The 1,667-nt window shown below is 71.3% G+C and carries 1 protein-coding gene; it reads right to left on the reverse strand.

From position 1 onward, the window contains the following. Positions 1-993: ALF repeat-containing protein (locus ACFWJ4_RS41540; protein WP_380554663.1), on the reverse strand; the 993-nt coding region annotated here is incomplete at its 3' end. Between the last annotated feature and the right edge of the window lie 674 nt (positions 994-1,667).

Here is a 1,667-nt window from a genome sequence, read left to right on the forward strand (position 1 = left end):
CCGCTGGGCACCCGCCGCGGCCGCCGCCGCGTTCGACGCCGCGACGGCGGCGGCGCGCGCCGAGGCGTTGGCCGCACGCGCGGCGGTCAGCGCCGTCTGCGCCGCCGCACCCGCCCGGTCGGCCGCGCCGGCGGCCCTGTTCGCCGCCTCCGTGGCCTTGGCCGTGTCACTGCCGGCCTGCTGCGTCTCGATAGCCGCCCGCGCGGCATCCGCCTTGGCCAGCTCCGAGTTGTGGACCGCCTGGTCCTTGGCCTCGATCGCCGCGGCCGTCTCCTGGGCCGCCTGCGCGCTCGCGTCCTTCGCCTGCTGCGCCAGCTGCGCGATGCTCGCGCGCTCCTGGTCACGGCTCTGCGCGATGTACTGGCCGGTCGCGAGGAAGTCGCGCACGTCCTGGATCGACCCGTTCAGCGCGATCCGCGCCGCCGCCTGGACGTTGGGGCCACCGGAGCTCAGGATCTGGACCAGCTTGACCCGGTCGTCGCTGTCCTTCGCGGTGAACTGGGCCTCCGTCAGGAACTTCTGCAGGTCGTCACTGGTGTTGCTGCGCAGCGCGGCATCACCCGCCGCCTGGAGATTCCGCCCGGCACCCATCGCGGGGTCGGTGATCCGGGTGATCCACAGCCGCCGGTCCGCGTCGAGCGCCGCCTGCCAGCCGCCCTCCAGGAAGGCACGCCGATCCGCGGCCGTCCCGTCGATGGCCTTGTCCGCGGCCTCGCGGACCTTCGGCCCGCCCACACTGGAGATCTGCGTGGCAGCGAGCAGGTCGTCCGCACTCTGCGCCCCGGCGAGCTCGTTCTCGACGAACCGCTTCACGTCCTGGTCGGAGCCCGCGAGCGCGGCCTCCGCGAGCGCGTGGAGCCGGGGGCCGCCGTTGAGCCACGCCTGCACCGCACGCTCGCGGTCGCTCGGCTGGACCTGTCCGATGGCCGGCCCGGTGGCGGCGGCGCTCGGACCCGCGGCCCCCACCAGCCCCGCTGTGAGCGCGAGCGGCAACAGCCCCAGGGAGAGCCTGCCCAGCAGCGGCGGCCCTCCCCTCCCTCGCCGTCGTGAGCGGGATATCGATTGGCGCACGGGAAACCTCCAGTGTCGACGTCGGCCGTATCCCGGCCGCGGGCGGAGCCACGATAAATGACGTCTCATCAGAGCGTCCACGAATTCTGGGAGTTGCCGGGCAAAGCGAGCGCAATGAATCACCCGACGGCGAGCATAGCCAAGCAAATACAACCGCATCACCAACAAGCACCCAATGACCTTGAAAGCGTGACATCTTGCCTGGCCAGTCGCCGAAAGTGGTTGTCCGGGCACCGGCCCGTCTGGTTCGATGGGCCGGATTCCGCCTGCGGCTCCGACATCTGTGGCGCAGTCAATTCATGTCATTCGCACCGACAATGACGTCGCGCCACGCTCGGCTGTTTCGCCCACCATTCAGGCCGGTCACCCGATTCCGAAGATCTGCCCATCAGGGCAACGCGAGATGAACGAAAAGGATTAGGCATGTCAAAGCGCATGTCCCGCTGGCTCGTTGGCGGCGCCGTCGCCGCGGCCGCCACGCTCGGCGTCACGGCGATCGCGTCCGCCGACGGCACCCCGGCGGACAACTCGGCCGCGCCGGTGGCCGTCGAGGACTTCGTCCACCCCGGCCCGGCCCCGTACCCCAACGTGAAGCT

The organism is Kitasatospora sp. NPDC127067, assembly GCF_042724755.1.
In the GTDB taxonomy this organism is placed as follows: domain Bacteria; phylum Actinomycetota; class Actinomycetes; order Streptomycetales; family Streptomycetaceae; genus Kitasatospora; species Kitasatospora lactacystinica.